Origin of the sequence: Gemmata sp. SH-PL17, assembly GCF_001610855.1 — a bacterium.
Taxonomy (GTDB): Bacteria; Planctomycetota; Planctomycetia; order Gemmatales; family Gemmataceae; genus Gemmata; species Gemmata massiliana.
The window spans coordinates 4,549,727-4,568,016 of the sequence record NZ_CP011271.1 but is presented as its reverse complement, the minus strand read 5'-3'; the positions used below and the strand labels follow the sequence as shown (position 1 = coordinate 4,568,016).

Here is an 18,290-nt window from a genome sequence, read left to right as displayed (position 1 = left end):
GAAGCACCAACGTTGGTATTTTTCCCCCTCCCTTTTTAGGGGAGGGGGCTGGGGGGAGAGGTTCTTCCAAGGCTCCGGCGCCCGAGCGCGTGATCGAGTTCAACCGCGACGTGCGACCGATTCTCTCAGATGCGTGTTTCGCGTGCCACGGGTTCGATCCTAAATCGCGCAAGGCCAAATTGCGGCTAGACGTCCCCGAAGACGCATTCGCCGCGCGCGAGGGCACGTTCCCGATCAAGCCCGGCGATTTGAAGAAAAGTGAGGTCTGGGCTCGCATCATGACCGACGACGCCGAAAGCGTGATGCCGCCCCCGCACACTAACAAGAAGCTCAGCGCCGCCCAAAAAGAGACGCTGCGTCTCTGGATCGCACAGGGGGCGAAGTACCAGAAACACTGGTCGTTTGAAACGATTCAGCGCCCGAAGGCGCCCGAGGGTCGCAACCCGATCGATGCGTTCCTTCTCAACCGGCTCCGGAAAGAGGGGCTGAAGCCGACTCCGGAAGCGAACCGCGAGACGCTGATCCGCCGTGTGTCGTTCGCGCTAACCGGGTTGCCGCCCACGGTCAAGGAACTGGACGAGTTCCTCGCGGACAAGGCCCCGAACGCTTACGAGAAGATGGTGGACCGCTACCTCGCATCGCCGCGGTTCGGCGAGGAGATGGCGCGCCACTGGCTCGATGTGGCCCGGTACGCCGACACGCACGGGCTGCACCTCGACAACGAACGGCTGATGTGGAAGTACCGCGACTGGGTGGTCAAGGCGTTCAACGAGAACCTGCCGTTCGACAAGTTCACCGTTTATCAACTCGCGGGCGATCTGCTCCCGAACCCGACGAACGACCAACTCACCGCGACCGGGTTTAGCCGGTGCAACGTGACGACGGGGGAGGGCGGTTCGATCGATGAAGAGTGGCTGTACCGCAACGCGGTCGATCGAGCCACGACCGCGACGCAGGCGTTCCTCGGGCTCACGGCCGGGTGTGCGGTCTGTCATGACCACAAGTTCGATCCGATTTCGACGAAGGAATACTACTCGCTCTATGCGTTCTTCTACTCCGGGGCCGACCCCGCGCTCGACAGCAACGTCAGCACAACCGGACCGTTCGTAAAAGTGCCGACTCCGACCCAAAAGACCGCGCTCGAAGCGGCAGCGAAAGCGGAGCAGGATGCCCGCGTCGCGCTGGAAAAGGTCGCAGGATCCGTGAAATACGCCGATCCTGCAACAACTGCTTCTGCGAAGCCCGTTGAGGTACGCGACGTTCTGTTTGATGACGCATTCCCGCCCGGCGCAACGAACCGGAACACGACCCGTAATTCGGCCGATTGGGTGACCGACCCGCCGTTCCGGGCGCACTCCGGGCGCCGAGTGCTGCGGCAAGCGAACACGTTCTTTCATGAGGACGTGATTCAGTTCCGCAGTGCGATCCGAGTGCCCGGGGCCGCGACTCTGGAAGCCTGGGTTTACATCGACCCGAAGCAACCGCCTCACGCGATCACGTTACAGCTTTCGGGCGGCAAGAAACTCTGGTGGGGGAACGAATCCACTCCTGGGAGCCTCGGAACGCGACTCGGAGCGCTCCCGAAGGCGGGCGAGTGGGCGAAGTTGAGTGTGTCTCTCGCTGATCTCGGGCTAAAAGAGGGGCAATCCGTCTCCTCGCTCACGCTCCAGGAGCACAGCGGGGTCGTTTATTGGGACGCGGTGGCCTTTAAGGGACAGAGCGTTCCGTCTACCGATGTGCTGGCGTCGTTCCAGGTGTGGTGGAAGTCGCTGAACGGGAAGGCTCCCCCCGAACTCCCCGCGGACCTGAAAACGATCGCGGTCAACGGTCCGTCGAAGCCGCACGCGGAAACGGACGCGGCCAAACTCCGAGCGTTTTACCTCGCTCACGTCGCGCGCCCCGCCACGGAGGAACTGAACCTGCGCCGTGCGGAATGGGAAAAGGCGCGGGCGGAGCACTTCATCGCGGCCGACGCGATTCCGGGCACGATGGTGTTCCGTGATCTGCCCGTACCGCGTGACTCGTTCGTGATGCTCCGCGGTCAGTACGACAAAAAGGGCGATAAGGTCGTCCCCGGTGTCCCGAATGTGCTCCCGCCGCTCAAACCGGCCGATCCCAAGAAGCGCGCGACCCGCCTCGATCTCGCCAACTGGATCACGGCTCCCGAAAATCCACTCACGGCCCGTGTCGCAGCGAATCGGTTGTGGCAGCAGTTCTTTGGTACCGGACTCGTGAAGACGAGTTCCGATTTCGGTTCACAGGGCGAACCGCCGAGCCACCCGGAATTGCTCGACTGGCTCGCGAGTGAATATGCGTCCCACTGGGACACCAAGAAACTTGTGAAGCTCCTGGTGATGACCGAGGCGTTCAAGCGCGACGCGAGTCAATCCGCTGAAGTGCGTGCGAAAGACCCGGCGAACCGGTTCCTGTCACGCGGACCGCGGTTCCGACTCGACGCCGAGCAACTCCGCGACAACGCACTGTTCGTGAGCGGGCTGATGAGCAACCAGATGGGCGGGCGCGGGGTGAACCCGTACCAGCCACCGAACATCTGGGAGCCGGTCGGCTACGCGGACAGCAACACGCGCTACTACCTCCAAGATCACGGCGAAGCGCTCTACCGGCGCAGCCTCTACGTCTTCATCAAGCGCACCGCTCCAGCGCCGTTCCTCACGAACTTCGACGCGACCAACCGCGAACAACTCTGTGCCGGGCGCGATCGCACCAATACGCCGCTCCAGGCACTGCAACTGATGAACGACGTGCAGCACTTCGAGGCCGCCCGCGCGCTCGCGGAACTGGCACTGGCCGAAGGCGGGAAAACGACCGAGGATCGCGTCGCGTTCCTCTATCGAACCGTGCTGAGCCGCAAGCCGGACGCGGACGAACTCAAACTCGTCGTCGAGGCATTCACTACGCAACGCGAGTTGTTCGCGGCGAAGCCGGAACTGGCCAAGAAGGTCGTGTTCGCGGGCGAATCGAAACCGAAGGGCATCGCGTTGGACGCGGACACGGCTGCGTGGACGATGATCGCGAACCTCGTGCTGAACTTGGACGAAGCCGTCACACGGAATTAGTCGGTGCGCCGTCGCTGTCCGCCTCACAAAACAAAGAGAACTCGAATGCACCCTCTCGACCTTACGCGCCGGCAGTTCTTCGGTACCTCTGGGTTACAGATCGGCGGGCTGGCGATGGCGCTACTCGCGGGGAACCGCGCGAGTGGTGCTCCGAAGGCGGTTGCTCCCGTTCACCCGCCGCTTCCCGGGTACCCGCACCACGCGCCGAAGGCCAAAGCCGTCATTTATCTCCACCTGAACGGTGGACCGAGCCAGCTCGATACGTGGGACTACAAGCCTAAGCTCGTCGAGCATTTCGACAAGGACTTGCCGGAAAGCGTCCGCAAGGGCCAGCGCATCACCACCATGACCAGCGGGCAGGCGCGCCTGCCGGTGGCACCTTCGCTGTTCAAGTTTTCCCAGCACGGAAAGTGCGGGATGTGGGCAAGTGAGCTACTCCCTCACACTGCCAAGTGGGTCGACGAGATCGCGCTCGTGAAGTCCGTTCACACGAACGCGATCAACCACGATCCGGCTTGCACGTTCGTGATGACCGGGAGCGAAGTGCCGGGGAAGCCGAGCATCGGCTCGTGGCTCTCTTACGGGCTGGGGAGTGAGAGTAACGACCTCCCCGCGTTCGTGGTATTCACGCCGTACTGGAGTTCGGGCGCTGCGGCGCAAGCGCTGTTCTCGCGCATGTGGGCCAGCGGGTTCCTCCCCGGCCGTTACAGCGGCGTCGCGCTTCGGAGTGTGGGCGACCCGGTTCTTTATGTGCAGAACCCCGACGGCGTCAGCGAAGCGAGCCGCCGCGCGATGCTTGACACGCTCGGCTCGCTAAACAAGAAGAGTTTCGACAAGTACGGCGATCCGGAAACGTTGACGCGGACGTCCGCCTACGAGATGGCGTTCCGGATGCAAACGAGCGTACCCGACCTCACCGATCTCTCGAAGGAGCCGGCAAAGACGCTCGAAATGTACGGCCCGGACGTGAAGAAGCCCGGTTCGTTCGCGGCCAGCGCGCTGCTCGCACGCCGACTGGTGGAACGTGGGGTGCGCGCGGTGCAGATCCTTCACCGCGGCTGGGACCAGCACGGTAATTTGCCCGGCGAGATCCGCGCGCAGTGCAAGGACACGGACCAACCAACGGCCGCACTGCTCGCGGACCTGAAGCAGAAGGGGTTGCTCGACAGCACCCTCGTGGTGTGCGGCGGCGAGTTCGGGCGCACGGTGTACAGTCAGGGTGGGCTGTCGAAGACGAACTACGGTCGCGATCACCACCCGCGGAACTTCTGCATGTGGCTCGCCGGAGGCGGGATCAAGGGCGGGCAAGTCTACGGCGAAACGGACGACTTTAGCTACAACGTGACCGAGAAGCCCGCTCACGTGAACGACATCAACGCGACCGTTCTGCACCTGATGGGGATCGATCACTCGAAGTTTACCTACAAGTTCCAGGGGCTCGATCAGCGGCTCACGGGTGTGGAGGAGCAGCACGTTATCAAGGATCTGATCGCGTGAGGCGCTTGTCGGCGCGCGGGTTGCTTCGTTCGTGGTTCCGTCCCGTGCCGGCATTCGGCGCGGGTGAACTGGCCCGAACGGGCGCCCGCTTACCTCGGATCGATCAGAGATGAGCATTTCCACCTCGACCGGTTCCACGATAGTCCCCGCTCTCGCTGCAAACACTGTCGAAGACGCTGCACTTCCCCCACCCGGTTTGCGCGTTCTTTGCGTCGACGATAACGTCGACGCGGCCGATTCACTCGGCACCATCCTCGAAATGGTCGGGTGCGAGGTGCTCGTAGCTCACGACGCCGCGACCGCACTCGCGCGAGTCGAGCAGTTCAATCCCCAAGTCTGCGTACTCGACATCTCCATGCCGCGGATCGACGGGTGCGAGCTGGCGCGCCGGCTCCGAAACCGGCCCGGTAGTGAGTCCCAGCTCCTGGTCGCGCTGACCGCTCTGGGGGACTACAACTCGTTGGAGCGAATGGCCGACGCCGGATTCGACTTGCACTTCGCCAAACCGCTGCCGCCGAACGAGCTGTACGCGGTCCTCCGCACATTCGCCGATCGCGGGCGCCCGGACGCCTGAGCAATACGGAGCAAATAGCCGGGAACTCCGACAGGTCAGGAAGGGATCGCAACCAGAGAATTGGAGGCGTAGACGAATTTCTAGTTGTATCTCGTCCGGGTTCTGGCTAGATTTGCGGTGCAAGTAATTCTCGCAAGAAGACGATGATCTCTCCCTTTCTCCTCCGCCGTTGCGGGTGGGGCATTGCGCTGATCGCGCTCGCCTGCCTGTCTCCGAACCGGGCCGAAGCCCGGTGTGGGGGGCATTCGTCGGGGGGATTCTCGCCACTTCTCGAATCGAACTCGAACTCACAAGCCGTGCCCGCCGAACGATCCGATTCGGTACCGGCACCGTGTCCGTGCCAGGGGCCGAATTGTTCCGGCGCTCCGTTGCGTGATTCGTTCCCGGTGTCGTCGGCGCCAACGACTTCGATTCAGGCTAAAGACCAAGTTCAGTGTTTCTCCCTGTCCGAAGGGGGAGCGCCAGATCAATCGTTTGACCGCGACCCGTCTTCTCCGCGACCTATCCTTCGGTCATTCTCGATCTTCCATCCACCGCGACTTGGCTAATCCCGTCAACTTTGCCCCATTGCGCGCCGCTGCGCCGATTTCGGATCGGTTTGGCCGCGCACATTGGACACTCGCCCGTTCGCGTTTACGGCAAACGTTCCCTTTCTGACTTGGAAGCCTCTCCGCGCGCCCGGCTGCCGGGTTGCGTACTCACGTGTCGATTGTTCTTCTTCATTTACTCTGACAGAGTCTCCATTATGTTGCGCTCATTCTCTCGTAGGGCCGGTTTTACACTGATCGAACTGCTGGTCGTAATTGCCATTATCGCGATTCTTATCGGTTTGCTCCTCCCGGCGGTTCAGAAGGTGCGCGAGGCCGCCGCGCGCATGCAGTGCTCGAACAACCTCAAGCAAATGGCCATCGCACTGCACTCGTACCACGATGCGGTCAATAAGCTCCCCGCGGCCCGGGACAACAACAACTTCTCGGCCCACGCTTACATCCTGCCCTACATCGAGCAGGACAACGTCTACAAGCTGATTAATTTCACTCTTCCGTATGACAACGCGGCCAACGCGACTGCCGCGGCCACGAAGATCAAGACCTTCGTCTGCCCGTCCGACTCGGGCAGTTCTGTGCCGGCCGCGTGGGCGCAGAACAACTACCGCGTGAACCAGGGCAGCGGTATCCTCTGGGGCCTGCCGTCCACCGACCCGTCGAACACGAACTACGGGTTCCCGACCCCGAACGGCCCGTTCTTCGTCAACAGCGCGACCAAGATCACGGCCATCACGGACGGCACCAGCAACACCGCGATGGTCAGCGAGCACCCGGTGGGCAGCTTCAACGCCGGCGCGTTCTCCCCGCACAACACGCAGCGGCTCGGGCAGTCGGTGGGCCTGTACCCGGCGAACGCGGACGAAGCGGTTCAGATGTGCGAATCGGTGGGCTACCAAAACGCACAGTACAACGGGATGTACAACACCGGCGCCCCGTGGATCTATGGGTACCACTCCACGACGGTTTATTTCCACGTCGGCCCGCCGAACTCGCGGTCCTGCATGTATCCGGGTGGGCGCATCGGCACCGCGGCCCGCAGCACGCACACCAACGGTGTGAACCTCGCCATGTGCGACGGGTCGGTCCGGTTCGTGAACAACTCGATTCAGCTCGCGACCTGGCGCGGGATGGGTTCGATGGCCGGGGGCGAAGTGCTCGCCAACCAGTGACCCATCCAAAGGATCAGACCATGCGCAAGTACGCGATTCTGCTGATCGCCGCACTCGGCTCGTCCGGGTGCGGTGGTTCTCAAGCGCTCCCGATGGCCGCTACGCCCGAATCGTCCCGCACCGCACTCACCGCGGCGCTCGACGGGTGGGCGGCCGGTAAGACGTTCCAGGAACTTTCCGCGGCCTCACCGCCGGTCCAGTTCCTCGACGACGATCTGAACCGCGGGACCAAATTGCTCAGTTATAAGATCGAGGGCGATCCGCGCGAGAGTGGGACCGGCTACAGCTACGTCGTCACGCTAACCATGCAGGACAAGTCCGGGACCACGCGGCCCCCGAAAAAGGTCGCCTACGCCGTCGTTACCGAACCCAAATTCGCAGTCACACGCGAGGACCGTCAGCCATGATGACTCTCACGCTCGCGCTCGCTCTCTCAGCGCCCGGGGCCGAACCACCAGAAACGTCCAAGCCCGTCGGCCTAACCCGCGACGAGGAAAAGGCACTCCTGGAGAAGCACAAGAAGGCGACTCCGCGGCTGCCGATGCCCCCGGCCGACCCGACGAATCCGCTCGCGCGCGTTAACAACGGTGCGTTCCGGGCCTACTACCTGCCGGCCGAACTCCGTGAAACCCGCCCCGCAGGAACGACTCCCGGGCGCGACGCGGACCCGGCGATGACCCTGGACAACACCTTCAAGGTGAAGCTGTTCTGGATCGCGTCCCGGGCGAACAACTGCTACTACTGTCTCGGCCACCAGGAGTACAAGCTCCTCGGGGCGGGGGTGAGCGACAACGATATCGCCGCGCTCGATGGCGACTGGCGCGAGGCGACCCCGAAGGAGCGGGCCGCGTATGAGTTCACCCGGAAACTCACACACACACCGCACCTCGTCACCGCGGCCGACGTTGAGGCGCTCAAAAAGCACTACACCGCGACGCAAGTCGCGGAGATCCTCGTCACGGTCGCCGGGTACAACTCGACGAACCGCTGGACCGACGGGCTGAACATTCCGGCCGAGACCGACGGCGCGCGGTTCAAGAAGGACGACATCCGGGCCGATTTCAGCACCTTCAAGACCCCGACCTCGGACAAGTACGCCAAGCAGACCACCACGGTCGCGCCGGTCAAACTGGCCGCGCGCCCGCCGCTCGAAGCGCGCGACAAGGTCGAGGCGATCTGGAAGGAAAAGCGCACTGCGACGCTCCCACTGGCTGATGCGAAAGCAACGGCCGAAGTGTGGACCAACGGCGCGGCTCCCAACTGGGCCGCGCTGCTCGCCACGTTCCCGAAGTCCACGAAGGGGCGCGTCGAGGGGCTGCGTGCGGGGATGGAGAAGGGCGCCCTCAGCGCGAAGCTGAAGGCCGAAATTGCGTGGGTAGCCGCGCGCAACGATCGCGCGTGGTACGCCCTCGCGATCGCCCGCGAACGGCTCAAAAAGGCTGGTGTGAGCGAAAACGACATCTGGAAGCTCGACGGCGATCGCAAGGATCTGCCCGAAGCGGAACAGGCCGCGCTCGTACTGGCCGAGACGCTCACCGTGGCCCCGTGGAAGGTGACCGACGAGATGGTCGAACGGTGCCGCAAGTCGTTCAAGGACGCGGAAGTAGCGGAGATCTTCTACCACACGTGCAACGCGGCGTTCTTCGATCGCGTGACAGAAGTCGCTGGGCTCCCGTTGGACAAGTGAGTCGTTCTTGCTGGTGTGATTCTTGACCGGTGTGCGGATGATCCGCGCACCGGGACTTCAGGTTATGGGTCTCATATCGATCATAAACTCATTCGGGAACGGAACATGAATCGCTCAATCTCTCGTAAATCAGGGTTCACTCTGATCGAACTCCTCGTCGTTATTGCGATTATTGCGATTTTAATTGGTTTGCTGCTCCCCGCGGTCCAGAAGGTGCGCGAGGCTGCCGCGCGCATGAAGTGCCAGAACAACCTCAAGCAACTCGGACTGGCCCTGCACAGCCACCACGACGCTCGTGGTGCGCTGCCCCCGGGCAAGGACTCGAACGGCTTCTCGGGGATGGCCTACTTGCTCCCGTACATCGAACAGCAGAACGTTTACAACTTGATTAACTTCAGCGTGAAGGCCAGCAACGCTGCTAACAATGCGGCTCGCGTGGCCGAGATCAAGATCCTGCTCTGCCCGTCTGACCCGCAGAGCATGGTGCCGGCGGGTTCGGCCGGGACCAACTACCGGTTCAACCAGGGCTACAACATCCTGTACAGTGGCATCCCGGACACCGATCCGAGCAAGTCCAACTACGGGATGCAGCCGGCTGACGGCCCGTTCTGGGACAACAGCACTGTGAAGCTCACGGACATCACCGACGGGACGTCGAACACTGCGGCGATGAGCGAGAAACTGAAGGGCGACTGGAGCAACGCGACGGTGTCGGAGCGGTCCGACACGTTCCTCCTGAACGACTACCCGAACAACCCGGACTGGTGGAACACCAGTTGCGACTCGCTGGACATCACCGACCTCTCGCGGCAGGCGAACTCCGACATCGGTCAGGAGTGGCTCCAGGGCTCGCACTCGGACTCTTCGTACTACCACACGAACCTGCCGAACAAGCGGTCCTGCAAGAAACCGAGCGGGCGCGTCGCGACGCTGGCCGGTAGCGCGCACACCAACGGCGTGAACGTTCTTCTGTGCGACGGTTCGGTCCGTTCGGTCAGCAGCAACATCAGCCTCGTCACTTGGCGGGCGCTGGGCAGCCGCGGTTTGGGCGAAGTCATCAGTAACTACTAACACACTTCTCCCGCGCCCCGAAGCTCGGGGCGCGGGCCGTCACTCTCAACTACGAGTTCCCATGCGCTCGATCCTGCTGGTCCCGGCGATCGTTTGCATCGCCGCAATGGGATGTGATTCGTCGCTCCCGCCCCAAACCGATTCCGCGAAGGGGCGCGAGGTAATGAAACGGGTGCTGGACACCTGGAAACAGGGCGGCACCGTCGAAGAACTGAAGAACGGCTCCCCGTCCGTTACCGCTCGCGATCCGGACTGGAGCGCCGGGAGCAAGTTGACCAGTTACGAGATCGCCGACGAGGACGGTCGGGCCGGTGTGGATCTGGTCCTGACCGTGAAACTCTCTCTGACCCGCAGCGACGGCCGGACCCAGGAAAAGAAGGTGAATTACACCGTCGGCATCGGGTCGGCGACTGTTGTGGTTCGCAACGAATAGCCCCGGATCATTGACGACCTCCTCCCTCTCTTTTACCCCGAGGAACCGACAATGCGTTTCGCGCTCGCACTTTTAACGGGACTGATCTTCGTCCCGTTCGACTCCGTGTTCGCGGCCGATCCCAAGCCGACGGACGCGCCGCTGCCCATCCCGCTCACGCGCCCGGAGATGAAGCAGTACCTCGAAGACATGAAGCTCCGCAAGCCGCGCATCCCGCTCCCGGAACTGACCGAGGAAGACAAGAAGAAGCTCGGCGACCGCGGGCAGGGCTACGAGGGCCGGCTCCGCTACCACTACATGCCCAACAGCGGCGACGGGCGCGGTGGCAGCGGCTTCAGCTTCGGCCCCGCGGGTACCGAGGCCACGCTGGACAACACCTTCAAGGTGCAACTGTTCTGGATCGTGTGCCGCACCAACAACTGCCAGTACTGCCAGGGGCACCAGGAGAGCAAGCTGCTCCGCGCCGGGCAGAAGGAAGACGAGATCGCGGCCCTCGACGGTGACTGGAAGAGCTTCACCGAGGCCCAGCAAGCCGCGTTCGCGTTCGCGCGGAAGTTTACCTACGAACCGAACCGGCTCAACGACGCGGACATCGACGGGTTGCGGAAGCACTACAAGGACGCGGAGATCCTGGAAATGATCCTCTCGATGGCGGGCAACAACGCCATCAACCGGTGGAAAGAGGGCGCGGGCGTGCCGCAATCGCAGGGCGGTGGCGGCTTCGGCGGCAAGGAACCGGCCGACCCGACCGCGAAGCACACTTACCTCACCCCGACCGCGGAGAAGAACAAGACCCTCGTGACGAAGGTCGCGCCGCTCACGATCGACGCGAAGACCGGCGAACCCACGCGCCAGACGATTTGCCGCCGGCCCGAACTGGAACCGCGTGATGTGGTGGAGAAGGAACTCGAAAAGGCCCGTGCCCGCAAGCCCCGGCTCCCGCTGGTGGACCAGGACAAGGCCCGTGCGATCGTGCCGGACGACTTCCCGAAGGGCGACGTGCCGCAATGGGTCCGGCTGCTCGCGACGTTCCCGGTCCAGGGTAAGGCCCGGGTCGCGAGCCAGGTGAGCGCGGACGAGAAGGGCGACCTGAAGCCGCTCCTCAAGGCCCAGGTGTCCTGGATCATCGCGCGCCAGGACCGCGCGTGGTACGCGACCGGGCAGGCGAAGAAGCGCTTGATCGCGCTCGGCCAATCGGAAGACCAGATTTACAAGCTCGACGGCGAGTGGAAGGACTACACGCCGGCCGAACGTGCGCAGTTCACGCTCGCGAAGAAACTGGCCGCGTCGCCGGTCGTGCTGACGGACGATGACGTGGCCGCGGCGGTGAAGCTGGTCGGCCCGCGCGACGTGGTGCAGCTCATCAGCTACGTGACCACTCGCGCGTCCTTCGACCGCATCACCGAGTCCGCCGGGCTCCAGTTGGAGAAGTAAGAACGCCCCGGCGCGCGGACCGGTTCCGCGCGCCGGCGGTCACTCGTTCTTCTGGGTGACAGGCCGCGCGAGGAGCCGTATTCTGGGTGTCATGTCAATCACCGTCCTCGCACTCGCGTCGTACTTCAAGGGCAACCGGTTCCTGGAGCGCCTCAAGGCCGAAGGGTGTACGGTTTACCTGCTCACGGTTGAGTCCGCTCTCAAAGAGCCGTGGGCGCGACATGCCTGCGATGAGGTGTTCGCGGTCGGCAACTTCCACGACCGGCGCGCGCTCATCAACGCGGTCGCGTACCTCAACCGGGCACGCAAGATCGACCGTATCGTGGCGCTGGACGATTTCGATGTCGAAGTGGGCGCGCACCTGCGCGAGCACTTCCGGATGACGGACACTGGGCACGGGGAATCGGTCGCGCGCTTCTTCCGCGATAAGCTCGCGATGCGCACGAAGGCCCGCGAGATCGGCGTTCGCATTCCAGACTTCTGCCCGATCTTCAATCACGGCGATGTTCGGGCGTTCCTCGCCCGCGTACCGGGGCCGTGGCTCATCAAACCGCGTTCTGAAGCGTCCGCTGCCGGAATCCGCAAACTGAAAACAGCCGACGAGGTCTGGAAGCGCATTGATGAACTGGGCGACGACCAATCGTTCTGTCTGATCGAGCAAATGGTGCCCGGCGACCTGTTCCACGTCGATTCGCTCTGTGCGGACGGGCGCGTGGTTTTCGCGGAGGTCAACGCTTACTGGCGCCCGTTGCTCGATGTGTATCAGGGCGGCGGCGTGTACGCGACCCGCACGGTGCCGCGCGAGCGCCCGGAAGTGGACGAGTTGAAACGTGCCAACGCGCAAGTTTTAGAGGGCTTCGGGCTGGGGTGGGGCGCGTCACACACCGAGTTCATGAAGGCGCACGCGGACGGACAGTATTACTTCATCGAAACGAGCGCCCGAGTCGGGGGCGCGAACACGGCGGAAATGGTCGAGCACGCGACCGGTGTGAACCTCTGGTCCGAATGGGCGAAGTTGGAGACGTGTCGCGGGACGCAATCGTATGTGGTTCCGCCGTTAATGCAGCGATTCGGGGGCGTAGTAATCTCGCTCGCGCGCCAGGAGTGGCCGGACACGTCCGGCTTCACCGACCCGGAGATCGTGTACCGGATGACGACAAAGAACCACATCGGGTTCGTCGTCTCGGCCGACACCCCTCAGCGCGTCGAGGAACTGCTCACGCAATACATGGATCGCATTACGCGCGACTTCCACGCGGTGCTACCGGCCTCGGATAAAGTCTCGATTTAGAAACGTAAAAGCGCCGTGCGGGGAGGGGCAGTATGCCCCTCCCCGCACGGCGCTGCAAGTAATTCGAGGTGGGATCAGAAATCGATCGCGGTGCGCACCGCGAACCCGTGGATCAGGCCGTCGCCCGCGCCGCCGACGGCGTTCCGCGCCGTCAGGAAATAGTTGGACTGGATCTTCATGTTCGGGTTGAGGAACCAGTTCAGCCCCAGCGTCATGTCGTGGATCTGGCCCCCGCGAACAACCTTGTCGTTCAGGTCCAGGTACGTGTAGCGCGCGGCGACCTGCCACGCGCCGCACCCGGTGAACCCGGACCGCGTCCAGGTGACCGGGGTTTTCGGCGACACGCGCGTGAACGTACCAGTTTCGCGGTTGTACTCGCGGTGCTCGCCGGTCAGGAAGTAAGCCACTTCGCCGTAAGCCGACTGCATGAAGACCGTCCCCTGATCGGCCAACCGCTGATTGTTCGCGCCGACCGCCTGGGCGTGACCGACCCAGCTCGCATAGTATTCGCTCTGGAACGACCACGACCCCATTACGGCCACCAGTTCGGGGACGAGGATCTGCTGGTGGTTCCCGAAGAACAGTCCCGTATCGGCCACGAGCGGGGAGAACGCACTGGGGCTGTTGCGGGCGTCCAGGCGGGCGCGGAACCGGGCTTGGTCCTGGTCGAGATCGCGCGCCGCTGCACCGAGGCCGACGTGTACGAGGAGCTTCCCGTCGTCCTCGTAAATCGGCAGGTACGTGACGCGCCCGTTCACTTCCGTTTCGTTCCGCCCGACGTTGTACGCGAACGCGCTGCGAGTGTTCTTGAACACGCCCACGCCCCAAGTACCGCGCTTCTCTGCGAAGGTGTCGAACACCGTGATACCGGGCGAGAAGCCGTTGTTGAACCCTTCGGCGAACGCATCGAAGCCGAGCGACCGTTCCAGGAAGGTCAGGAACCGGCTGCTCGTGAGGTGCTCGAACGAGTACAGTTGTTTCTGGTTACCGACGCGGATGTTGCCGACCCACGGCAGATCCTTGTACGTCACCCACAAGTCGGTCGGGGCTGGCACGTTGGACTGCCGGTTGTCCGCGACGGACGTCACGAACCCGTTGACGAAGTCGATCTGCGCGTAAAACTCGATGTTCTTGTAGATCGTACCGCCCACGTCGAAGCGGAACCGGCGGAACGATACGCCGTCTTCGAGCGGGTTGTTCCCCGGGACGTTGCGCCGCATCGCCGTCGTCGTGAGGTAGCTCACCGCGTCGAACTGCACGCGGCCGCCCACGGCCAGCGAAAAGGCTTTGTCCGCGGACTCGAACCGCAGCCCGTTCCGCCAGAAATCGCTGAGCGGGGTGTTACTAGAAGGCGGAGCACTCGTCGGGGCCGGTGGCGGCGCGCGGAGGGCGTCGAGTGTCTGCATCGGATCGCCCGCGGGCGCAGCGCCCCCTACTGTTGGGGGAGGAGTACCCGTTGGGGGGCGACGCTCGTTCCGAGTGCGGGTGGCGTGGGGGATACGGGCAGCGCGGGACCGTCCGCTGGGCGGAGTGGCAGGGCGGTTACTCCCGGGGTGGGTATCCCGACACTTGGTGTGCTCGGAGGAAAATCTTGGGCCGTTGCCGTTGCCGTTCCCAAGAGCGCGCAGAGAACCGCACGGGTTCCGTAGCGCAGTCGGAAGAGGGGGACGGGCAATCGCATGATCGTCTCGCTCGTGTGTCGCGTTGGGCAGTTGGGTCCGGGGAATATCGGCGATCTTGAGCCGTTTCCGGATGAATATTTCGTGTAGAACGAAGTTCGCCCTTACCACCGGCACACGCGGTGCAATCGTAGTGAACGATGGTTTCCGGACTCTTACCGGGACAGTGTCCAATTACCCAAATTTCAGGCCTATACTCCATTACGGGCATTCATATTCTGGACAGGCTCTTTACCCATCTGATATCATGTACTCATTCCTCTCCTCTCGCGCAGCCCCGCGCGCTTGCTTGTGTTGGAGAGCCTCGTTATGTCCCGTCGACCGGTAATCGGAATCGCCACGCAAACACTCCCCGGTAAGCCGGGTGAGCGGCAGCCGTGTTGGTTGATGGGGCGAAGCTACATCGAAGAACTGCGCAAGGTCGGGGCGGTGCCGTGGGTGATCCCACTCATCCCCCACGACCCGGACACGCTCCAGGAAATCTTCGACCGGCTCGATGGTGTGTTCATTACGGGCGGGGTTGACGTCGATCCCACACGTTACGGTGAACCCAAAACGGAACTGTGCGGTACCATCGATCCGGACCGCGACGCAGTTGAGATCGCGCTCCTTCAGCACGCACTGAATCGGCAACTTCCCGTACTCGCGGTGTGCCGCGGTATTCAGATTCTGAACGTCACCTGCGGTGGGACGCTGTACCAGGACGTGAGCGCGCAGGTACCCGCTGCACTCAAACACGACTTCTTCCCCACGCCCGAGCAACCGAGCCGCAAGTATCTCGCGCACGACATCACGGTGAAGGCCGGTTCGCGCCTGGGACACATCCTGGGCGACGGTGTGGTGCCAGTGAACAGCATGCACCACCAGGCGATCAAAGACCTCGCACCGCGACTGGCGGCGACCGCGTTCGCGCCGGACGGCATTATCGAAGGCGTTGAGGGTCGGGACGATCAGTACCTCGTCGCGGTGCAGTGGCACCCGGAGGAGCTGACCGAAACGCAGCCCGGGATGAAGCGACTGTTCACCACGTTTGCTAACGCCGCCAGCGCCGCGTGAGCCGATTTTGACGAGCCGCGATCGCTCCCTCGCGGTAGGATTTCGTGGGCCGTGACCGCTCTTTTGCGGTCGCGGCTCGTTGCATTTTTGGAGCTTCCATGCGTCTGGTTACACTCGCTGCCACCATGCTTTTTGCCGCACCCGCATCCGCCGCCGATCTCGAAAGCCGCATCGCACCGCTCGCGAAGGACCACAAGGGAAAAGTCGCGGTCGCGGTGAAGCACTTAAAGACCGGTGAGGAGTTCTATCTCAACGCGGACGAGGCGATGCCCACCGCGAGCCTCATCAAACTGCCCGTAATGGTGGAAACGTACTGGCAGGCTCAAGAGGGCAAGGTGAAGCTCGATACCAAGCTTACTCTCACGAAAGACGACAAGGTGGGCGGCAGCGGCATCCTCACTTCGCACTTCAGCGACGGCGCCACGTTCCCGCTCAAGGACGCGGTGCGGCTGATGATCGTGTACTCCGACAACACCGCGACCAACATGGTGCTCGACCAGATCGGCATCCCTTCGACCAACACGCGCATGGAGAAACTCGGGTTCAAGAACACGAAGGTTCACGCCAAGGTGTTCAAGGGGAGTACCACGAGCATCGATAAGGCGCGCACCGACAAGTACGGCCTCGGCAGCACCACGGCAAAGGAAATGGTGCAACTCCTCGAACTGATCGAAGCGGGCAAAGTCGCGTCGCCGGAAGCCTGTAAGGAGATGCTCGGCCACCTGAAGGCGTGCGACGACAAAGAGAAGATGACCCGCTATTTGCCGGCGGGCACGGTCGTTGCCCACAAGACCGGCTCCGTGAACGCTTCCAAAACCGACGCCGGCATCGTGTACCTGAAGTCCGGCCCCGTCGCGCTGTGCGTGCTGACCGACGGAAACGACGACAAGCGCTGGGTAGCCGATAACGCGGCCCAAGTGCTAATCGGGAAGATCGCCAAGGAGGTCTACGAACACTACGGGGAGAAGAAGGAAGAGAAGAAATAGCCACGGATGAACGCAGAAAACACGGATCAGAGAAGAGAAATCAAAAGCGCGAACGCCACGGATGAACGCGGAAAACCACGGATCAGAAGAGATTCATTTGGATCAGCCATATGAATGCGACCGATTACGCCCCGCGCGGTGAGCTCCGACACGGCGAGATCACTGAGAAAATCATCGGCGTTTTTTACGAGGTGTACAACGAATTGGGGTTCGGGTTTCTGGAAAGCGTGTACCACAAAGCGATGCTGCACGCGCTCGCCGATGCGGGATTGAGGGCCGAAACTCAGGTTCACTTACCCGTCTTTTTCCGCGGTCACCTCGTCGGAGATTTCTTCGCCGATATCTTTGTGGAACGTGCCGCGATCCTCGAATTGAAGGCCGCGGACGAGTTAGACCCCGCTCATAATTCGCAACTACTGAACTATCTGAAAGCCTCGCCCGCCGAAGTAGGAATGCTGCTCAACTTTGGGCCGAAACCGCGGTTCAAGCGCCTGGTGTTCGACAACGAGCGCAAGCGGTTGCGGCCGAAGATCGAATCTGCTTGATCTGATCCGTGTTTTCTGTGTTAATCCGTGGCTCTGTCTCTGTTTTCCTTGAGGTCTCTCCAAATGGCCAAGAAACAGCTTCGCGTGGGCATGATCGGGTACGGGTTCATGGGCCGTGCCCACTCGAATGCGTACAAGCAGGTGGGTCAGTTCTTCCCCTCGCAGCACGAAGTGGTGCTGAAAGCCGCCTGCGCACGCGACGCCGAGAAGATCAAGGCGTTCGCGAACCAGTGGGGCTACGAGTCCACCGAAACCGACTGGCGGAAGCTGATCGAGCGCAAGGACATCGACGTCGTCGACATCTGCACGCCGAACAACATGCACAAGGAGATCGCCCTTGCCGCGGCCGCGGCGGGTAAGGCGATCCTGTGCGAGAAGCCGCTCGCGATGAACGTGCCGGAGGGCCGCGAGATGGTCGCGGCGGTCGAGAAGGCCGGCGTGCCGAACATGGTGTGGTACAACTACCGCCGCATCCCCGCGGTTACGCTCGCGAAGAAGCTCATCGACGAGGGGCGCCTGGGTCGGATCTTCCACTACCGCGCGAAGTTCCTCCAGGACTGGACGATCAAGTCCGACCTCCCGCAAGGCGGGCAGGGGTTGTGGCGGCTCGACGCGGCCGTGGCCGGCAGCGGCGTCAGCGGCGACCTCCTGGCGCACTGCATCGACACGAGCCTCTGGCTGAACGGCCGGCTCGACAGCGTGTGCGCGATGACCGAAACGTTCGTGAAGGAGCGGATGCACAACCTGACCGGGAAGGTCGAGAAGGTCGGCATCGACGACGCCTGCACGTTCATGGGGCGCTACGAGAACGGCTCGCTGGCGAACTTCGAGAGCACCCGGTACGCGCGCGGGCACAAGGCGCTGTACACGTTCGAGATCAACGGCGAAGACATGTCGCTGTTCTGGGATCTCCACGACCTGCACCGGCTGCAGATCTTCGACTACAAGGTGGAAGGGAAGCTCCGCGGTTGGTCGAGCATCCACGTCACCGACAACGGTGGCGATCACCCGTACATGCAGAACTGGTGGGTGCCGGGGCTGGCGATCGGCTACGACTCGAGCTTCACGCACCAAGTCGCGGACTTCATCCAGGGCCTCGAGACCGGGAAGCCGCAAGGTCCGACGTTCAAGGACGCGCTCGAAACGCAGTGCGTGCTGGACGCGATCCTCGATTCGGCCAAGAGTCAGAAGTGGGTGGACGTGCCGAAGGGGTAAGTTACTTGAAGCGCCCGGGGAGCGACGC

15 protein-coding genes are annotated in these 18,290 nt (G+C 62.8%); 14 read left to right on the top strand and 1 reads right to left on the bottom strand.

Annotated elements, in window-relative coordinates:
• Positions 1-89: 89 nt before the first annotated feature.
• The 10 genes from VT84_RS18875 (at position 90) to VT84_RS18830 (ending at position 12,781) form a co-directional block, all read left to right on the top strand.
• Positions 90-3,077: a PSD1 and planctomycete cytochrome C domain-containing protein gene (locus VT84_RS18875; RefSeq protein ID WP_162271769.1), complete on the top strand. Its 2,988-nt coding sequence runs from the start codon at positions 90-92 to the stop codon at positions 3,075-3,077.
• A 45-nt stretch (positions 3,078-3,122) separates the two neighbouring features.
• Positions 3,123-4,574 (top strand): DUF1501 domain-containing protein, encoded by a 1,452-nt coding sequence (locus VT84_RS18870; protein WP_082840603.1) that lies wholly within the window; start codon positions 3,123-3,125, stop codon positions 4,572-4,574.
• 109 nt (positions 4,575-4,683) lie between these two features.
• Complete coding sequence (locus VT84_RS18865) at positions 4,684-5,148, top strand: response regulator (RefSeq protein WP_082840602.1); 465 nt, start codon at positions 4,684-4,686, stop codon at positions 5,146-5,148.
• Between the two features lie 745 nt (positions 5,149-5,893).
• Complete coding sequence (locus VT84_RS18860) at positions 5,894-6,865, top strand: DUF1559 domain-containing protein (protein ID WP_082840601.1); 972 nt, start codon at positions 5,894-5,896, stop codon at positions 6,863-6,865.
• 20 nt (positions 6,866-6,885) lie between these two features.
• Positions 6,886-7,272, top strand: a complete 387-nt coding sequence (locus VT84_RS18855; RefSeq protein ID WP_082840600.1) for a hypothetical protein — start codon at positions 6,886-6,888, stop codon at positions 7,270-7,272.
• A complete protein-coding gene (locus VT84_RS18850; RefSeq protein ID WP_082840599.1) occupies positions 7,269-8,552 on the top strand; it encodes a carboxymuconolactone decarboxylase family protein in 1,284 nt (427 codons plus the stop codon). The genes VT84_RS18855 and VT84_RS18850 overlap by 4 nt, the downstream gene beginning before the upstream one ends.
• Positions 8,553-8,657: 105 nt before the next feature.
• Positions 8,658-9,623, top strand: a complete 966-nt coding sequence (locus VT84_RS18845; RefSeq protein WP_082840598.1) for a DUF1559 domain-containing protein — start codon at positions 8,658-8,660, stop codon at positions 9,621-9,623.
• Positions 9,624-9,684: 61 nt separating this feature from the next.
• On the top strand, positions 9,685-10,056 hold the full coding sequence (locus VT84_RS18840) for a hypothetical protein (RefSeq protein WP_052554453.1): 372 nt from the start codon (positions 9,685-9,687) through the stop codon (positions 10,054-10,056).
• Between the two features lie 51 nt (positions 10,057-10,107).
• Positions 10,108-11,490: a carboxymuconolactone decarboxylase family protein gene (locus VT84_RS18835; RefSeq protein WP_082840597.1), complete on the top strand. Its 1,383-nt coding sequence runs from the start codon at positions 10,108-10,110 to the stop codon at positions 11,488-11,490.
• A 91-nt stretch (positions 11,491-11,581) separates the two neighbouring features.
• Complete coding sequence (locus VT84_RS18830; RefSeq protein WP_082840596.1) at positions 11,582-12,781, top strand: acetyl-CoA carboxylase biotin carboxylase subunit family protein; 1,200 nt, start codon at positions 11,582-11,584, stop codon at positions 12,779-12,781.
• A 74-nt stretch (positions 12,782-12,855) separates the two neighbouring features.
• Here VT84_RS18830 and VT84_RS18825 read toward each other — a convergent pair whose 3' ends face one another.
• Positions 12,856-14,187 (bottom strand): OprO/OprP family phosphate-selective porin, encoded by a 1,332-nt coding sequence (locus tag VT84_RS18825; RefSeq protein ID WP_082840595.1) that lies wholly within the window; start codon positions 14,185-14,187, stop codon positions 12,856-12,858.
• A gap of 582 nt (positions 14,188-14,769) precedes the next feature.
• Between VT84_RS18825 and VT84_RS18820 the strand changes: the two genes are divergently transcribed.
• From VT84_RS18820 to VT84_RS18805, 4 genes are all read left to right on the top strand, one after another.
• Positions 14,770-15,516 carry a gamma-glutamyl-gamma-aminobutyrate hydrolase family protein gene (locus VT84_RS18820; protein ID WP_082840594.1) on the top strand — a complete coding sequence of 249 codons (747 nt, stop codon included), beginning with the start codon at positions 14,770-14,772 and terminating at the stop codon, positions 15,514-15,516.
• 98 nt (positions 15,517-15,614) lie between these two features.
• A complete protein-coding gene (locus VT84_RS18815) occupies positions 15,615-16,502 on the top strand; it encodes a serine hydrolase (RefSeq protein ID WP_082840593.1) in 888 nt (295 codons plus the stop codon).
• A 110-nt stretch (positions 16,503-16,612) separates the two neighbouring features.
• Entirely contained in the window at positions 16,613-17,047 is a 435-nt protein-coding gene (locus VT84_RS18810; protein ID WP_082840592.1) for a GxxExxY protein, read from the top strand.
• A 63-nt stretch (positions 17,048-17,110) separates the two neighbouring features.
• Positions 17,111-18,262: a Gfo/Idh/MocA family protein gene (locus tag VT84_RS18805; RefSeq protein WP_082840591.1), complete on the top strand. Its 1,152-nt coding sequence runs from the start codon at positions 17,111-17,113 to the stop codon at positions 18,260-18,262.
• Positions 18,263-18,290: the final 28 nt, after the last annotated feature.